This is a genomic window from Paenibacillus gyeongsangnamensis (assembly GCF_027533625.1).
GTDB classification, from domain to species: Bacteria; Bacillota; Bacilli; order Paenibacillales; family NBRC-103111; genus Paenibacillus_G; species Paenibacillus_G gyeongsangnamensis.
Genome location: NZ_JAQAGZ010000059.1, coordinates 1 through 5,692, shown reverse-complemented (window position 1 = coordinate 5,692; position 5,692 = coordinate 1). Strand labels below are relative to the sequence as shown.

5 protein-coding genes are annotated in these 5,692 nt (G+C 47.1%); 1 reads left to right on the top strand and 4 read right to left on the bottom strand.

All coding sequences use genetic code 11. The features are described from left to right. Nucleotides 1-152: 152 nt before the first annotated feature. The 4 genes from O9H85_RS37200 to O9H85_RS37185 form a co-directional block, all read right to left on the bottom strand. Nucleotides 153-743 (bottom strand): hypothetical protein, encoded by a 591-nt coding sequence (locus O9H85_RS37200; RefSeq protein ID WP_269886351.1) that lies wholly within the window; start codon nt 741-743, stop codon nt 153-155. Nucleotides 744-982: 239 nt separating this feature from the next. After that, nucleotides 983-3,511, bottom strand: coding sequence for a LuxR C-terminal-related transcriptional regulator (locus O9H85_RS37195; protein ID WP_269886350.1), 2,529 nt, complete (start codon nt 3,509-3,511; stop codon nt 983-985). A gap of 35 nt (nt 3,512-3,546) precedes the next feature. Then, on the bottom strand, nt 3,547-4,710 hold the full coding sequence (locus O9H85_RS37190) for a MalT transcriptional regulator family protein (RefSeq protein WP_269886349.1): 1,164 nt from the start codon (nt 4,708-4,710) through the stop codon (nt 3,547-3,549). Nucleotides 4,711-4,758: 48 nt separating this feature from the next. Beyond that, nucleotides 4,759-4,908 carry an S-layer homology domain-containing protein gene (locus O9H85_RS37185; protein WP_269886348.1) on the bottom strand — a complete coding sequence of 50 codons (150 nt, stop codon included), beginning with the start codon at nt 4,906-4,908 and terminating at the stop codon, nt 4,759-4,761. A gap of 328 nt (nt 4,909-5,236) precedes the next feature. On the opposite strand from O9H85_RS37185, the gene O9H85_RS37180 reads away from it, so the two are divergent. Beyond that, nucleotides 5,237-5,692, top strand: a 456-nt coding sequence (locus tag O9H85_RS37180; protein ID WP_269886347.1) for an IS1595 family transposase, incomplete at its 3' end; no start/stop codon positions are given.

Here is a 5,692-nt window from a genome sequence, read left to right as displayed (position 1 = left end):
GAAAGCCGGTTTAATTTCTTTTGGTAGTTGATTGCAGGGCTCTTTTTGCTCTATCATATAGAGGACACCTCTTCTGTGTGGTAGTGGGTTGCTCGACACAATCACTATACCAAATGGAAGCGGTGTTTTCTATTTTTGCAAGGGATAGATTATTATCCTGATACAGCTTTATTTATCAAGGGTTTAAGACTAATTTCGCTCTGCGAAGTTTGAGTTATTTTATATGAAGAATTAGTATCTTTAGTATCATTATTGTAAAAAGTTGTATTGGATTGAGCAAATACCTCCGTTCTATCATCCACAGGATTGAGGTTTGCATCATAAAGAGCATATGTTACATCTACAAAACCATTGTTATTGGGATCGTTTTGTTGACTTGTTTGAACTGCATAAACTGCAGGATTTGAAGGTTTTGTAATTGTTGTTGAATTAAGTGTCACAAGTACACTATTGGGTCTATTCTGATCATAGCTATAATCGGGTACCCAACTTACATTCCCGTCGTAAAGATAAGCACCAACAATAGATTTACTATCTGTATTTACAGAGAATGTCGTCTTTGGACCACTGCCAGTTCCATTCGTGACAGTTCCATCCGAATATCTGACATATACTTGCTGCGGGTTAACCCCAGTATCAAAATTAAAGTAAACTATGTTGGTATAGTTGTTTACACATCCGCATAGCAACAAAAAAATCAAAGCGGAGACCAAAACCGAACTGTACGAAAAAAATCGCTTCATGTTATCCATCCTTTTACATAAATTTAGTCACAATGATGTTATACTCCGTCATTTACTAGCTGAATTACCTGCACTACATGCTCCCTCCACGATTAATGTCGAATCCACCACTCCTAACCTGTCGATTTTTTGCGGATTTAGACCTACTTTAAGACAATTTCAGAAAAAAAGATATTCCCCATACGGGGAATATCCGGGTGGTAGATATATAGCGAATGGGTGGTAGACGTTGTCTTCCGCTACAGCAAATTCATCTCTTTTCCGCGCTGCAGCGCCTGCATTCTGCTCTTTACTTTCAGCTTTCTATATATATTTTTCATGTGTACTTTGACGGTTTCGCTGGACACATTGATCCTTTCGGCAATTTGCCGATTTATCAGCCCTTGCTGAACCATGCGCAAAATCTTGGATTCCTGCTCCGTTAGTACAGAGGAAATAGCCAGGGCGTCGCCCTCTTCAACATTCATCAGCTGCAGCAGCTTCTTGACGTACAGTAAGGATACGGGCAAAGACTTGCGGATAAAGCCGCGCTGCCTATGTTGCACATATTGGGCCAGCAGATGGGCCAGTTCCATCCCTTCATCGACGAAGCTGCGAATGTACCCTTGCGGCTCCGCGAGATGCAGGGCTGCTTCCAGCTTCATGAGCGCATCCAGTGTATTCCCTGATCGATGAAGCGCCCTGCTTTGCAAAATCAGCACCCTGATCTTGTCCCTGTGCTGATCTTCATGATGAACGAGCTGATACAATCGGTCCAGCAGAACCATGGCATCGCTTACCTGTCCGCATACCATCAGCGCTCTGGCGAAATGAACATATTCCCTGACCCGATTCAGCGGGACGCTATCGCCAGGCTTGAATCCGCATGTTGACAGCCAAGCAGCCGCGTCGTCCGAGGATGGCCCGCGAAGCGACAAATGTATGCGCTCCGCTTCCAGGGTCATGACAAACAGCGGTTTGTCTTCCGAATGAATCTGCGACTTCATCTGTTCAAGCAGCCGAGTCGCCCCTTCTGCATCTCCCTTTACCTGGCTAATCCGCGCAGCGAGGATCGCAGCATGAACCAAAATCCGCGCGTACGATTGCATCGGCTTTTGCCGGAGCGCCCGTTCCGCATACATTTCCGCTTCCTCCAACCGGTCCCATTCATACAGCAGCTCGCCATAAGCGTTGTAGAAGTAGCCGACGAAAGGATAATTTTCTTTGGCCTCCCACGTCTTGATCCATCGAAGAAAAAACTCCGCCGCCGCATGCAAATCATTGAAAAACGTTAACAGGGTATCAAAATGAATTCCACGAAACGTATTGCCGCCAATCATTTGCAAATGGCTGCCTTCCGGCACATGCTTCTCGAACATGTCCAGATATTCTAAGGTTCGCGGAACGTCTCTGCGATACAGCGAAATCTCGGATGCCATCAGCAAGAGCATGCCTGCCAAAGGCTGCCACTTCGATTCGGACAACTTGTTTTGAATAGCTTGCAGTTTGGCTTCCGCCAATGCGAGTTCTCCGGCTTCGATCAATATTTTAATATTCAGACAATGAATCCCGGGTTTTTCCGCCAGAGCAGACTCTGACAGCAAGTCAAGCCACCTGCGAAGCGCCGTCCGCTTCATTTGCAGTTCGCCCAGATGCATCTCGATCAAGGAAGCGGCTTCCAAATCACGCTGGCCCGCGAGGTAGTGATCGATAGCTTCTTCATAAAATCCGTTGTTTTCGAACCAACGAGCCGCTTTCGCATGCGTTTCTACTATGCGATCAGGATACTTACGCCGAAATTGCTGCTGCAAAAAATCGGCAAACAAATGATGATATCGATACCATTCTCCGTCTTTGTCCAAAGGGATGATGAACGAATTTTGCCGCTCAAGTCTTTCAAGCTGTCCTTGACAGTCTGTCCGCCCGGTAATCGCCTCACAAAGCGCACCGGTCATCCGGCCTGTAATCGACGTTTGCAGCAAAAATCCGCTAACCTCTTCGGATTGCTTCTGAAGAAGCTCTTCCAGCAAATATTGAGCAATGTTCCGCTGCTGACCGCTGAAATCGCGAATAAAGCCGGACCGATCTTCGCTTCTTTTCAACGAGAGCGCTGCAAGATGAAGCCCGCTCGCCCAGCCCTCGGTGCGAAGAACGAGCTGGGCTGCTTCCTCATCGGTCAGCGATAAGCTCATGCAATCGCGAAAGTAGCGAATTCCCTCCTCCGGCTGAAACAGCAGGTCCCGCATCATAATTTGTTGCATTTGGCCTTTAGCCTGCAGTCTTGCCACAGGAATGGGAAGTTCGTAGCGGCTTGCAACATAAAGATGGATATGTGCGGGCAAATAGTCAAGCATGCATGCGATCGAGTCGTGGATCGACGAAAGTTCGATCGCATGGAAATCGTCAAGAATAAGCGCCATTTCATCGGAAATGTCGTTCAATCCGTTCAGTAACACCGCGATAAACTCAAGAGAATCCGATTTCAGTTTTGCCATATGCGGGGTTGTCGCTTCGCCGAAGCCCGGCTTCTCACGCTCGACAGCCTCGATCACATAGCTCCAAAATTGAACCGGATCGTTATCGTTGCGGTCTAATGAAATCCAGACAGCAGCACAGTCGCATTGCCGCGCCCACTCGCTTAAGGCGGTCGTCTTTCCGTAGCCCGCCGGGGCCGTCACGACGGTCAGTTTCGCTTTCAATCCCTCATTCAACAGTTCGATTAGCGTCGGACGCTCGACAAGCATTTCTCGCCGCGCATGCGGAATGTGCAATTTTGTATGAAGAATCATAGTTGGATACCCCAAGTCTGAAGTTAACGTCCTTGCTAAATATATCTTACTTTATTGGTCTCAAGATAGGTAGATTTAAGGGTAACCCCTAGGACTTGCCCCAGCAAACAGAAAAAGCAGCCATCACAGAAGAATTCTTGCGACAACTGCTTTCCCAGTTCGGAGCCCGCATAGCGAACCGCGATATTCCCGAGCATCTGCCGAAAGAGCCTCCGTAAAAACTCGGAAAACAAATGATGATATCGATACCATTGCCGCTGATCGTCCAACGGAACGATGAATAGGTTATGCTGTTCCAGCATTTCCAGCAGCTCCTGACAATTGGGTTGCCCGGTAACCGCTTCGCACAAAGAGCCGTTCATCCTGTCGACTATCGAAGTTTCCAATAGGAAAGACTGCTTCTCTTCGGACTGGAGGGTAAAAGCTTCCTGAAACAGATAATCGGATATACTGCGGTGTTCCCCGCTAAAAGCACGGATAAAATCAGGAACATTGCCGCTTCTTTGCAGCGATATGGCCGCAAGGTGCATTCCGCTAATCCATCCCTCCGTTCGACCGACCAGATTCGCGATCTCTTCTCCGGATAGCGGCAAACCCATGCAATCCTGAAAGTAACGAATTCCCTCCCCTAGTTGAAATCGCAAATCCTGAATCGTGAGTTTCACCATTTGGCCTGTCGTTTGCAGCCTTGCAGTAGGAAAGGGCATTTCAGCTCGACTTGTTACGTAGAGGTGTACATGAGTAGGCATACACGCAAGGAAATACGCCACCGATGCGTGAATGGGAGAAAGATCAATCGAGTGATAATCGTCAAAAACAATAACCAATTCGTCTGAAAAACTATCAAGCTCATGAATGATGGCTGTGATGAAAGGTTCAAAAGCTCCCGATTTAAGGGATGGAACATACGGGCTCACAGCTTCGGCAAAATGGGGGTGCTTACTGCTGACAGCAGCAATCGCATAGCTCCAAAACCAGATCAAATCATTATCCTGCGGGTCCAGAGAAACCCATACGGCAGGTATGCCGGTCTGCTGCAGCCACTGACTCAAGGCTGTTGTCTTGCCGTACCCCCCTGGAGCCGTTACAGTAGTTAGTTTCTTTTTTAGCCCTTCATTTAATATCTCAGTGATCGCCAATCGATCAACAAAGCCATCATGTCTAGATTGCGGTATATGAAGTTTGGTACGTAGAATCATGGTTGGCACCCCTAGTCATGCTGTAAACATCCTTTTCTACATTATATCTTATTTTAATGATTTCAAGATAGCTAGAATCGAGGGAGCCCACATGACTGCAAATTCCACGCGGGTTACAGTACGATTCGGTTTGAATGAGCTGTCCGGATAGCCGCTGACGATGCCGGCGCTTACCACTTGCTTGATCGTCGCCTCCACCCAGTGTCGAAGATATCGCTGAAGCTGATCTTCTGCTTCGTTTCGGCCATGGTGTCGTCCCCTGGGCTACGCCGAATGAATCGACAAATATCCGATATTTCTCGTCATTCCTGTCGACTTTTGTCACTTCCAATTCATTTTAGGACACCCGCTGAAATAAAAAGATCCCCTTTTCGGGGGTGAATAACATAAAAGATGGGGGATACCTCTCCTACCAGTATCTATTGTATAATAGTTATTTTGATTCTCCAGTTAGCTCAGGACGCTCTTTAAACGCGAACATTCGTTTGGTATAATGAAATCAAACGTACGTTCGGGAGTGGGTATCATGGCTAAGCAAGAATCGATCAACCTTATTCAATTTCAAAAGAAGTTTCAATCCGAAGAAGATTGCCACCAGCATTTGTTCAAAATGAAGTGGCCCGATGGGTATCGTTGCCCAAAATGCAATCATTCGAAAGCCTATGAAATTAAGACTCGCAAATTGCCTCTGTACGAGTGCGCAAGCTGTGAACACCAGACGACAGTGATTGCTGGCACGATCTTTGAGAAGACAAGAACCGATTTATTCAAATGGTTTTGGGCCATATATTTGATCGCCCAAGACAAACGTGGCGTCTCAGCCACACAGTTGTCCGAAGAACTTGGAATCGCCTATCAGACGGCTTGGACAATCACTCACAAAATCCGTAAGGCGATGGGCGAACGTGATGCTACCTATACGCTTGCTGGCATTGTCGAGCTCGACGAAGGTTTTTTCGGGGCGCCCACGGAAGGCGGGAAA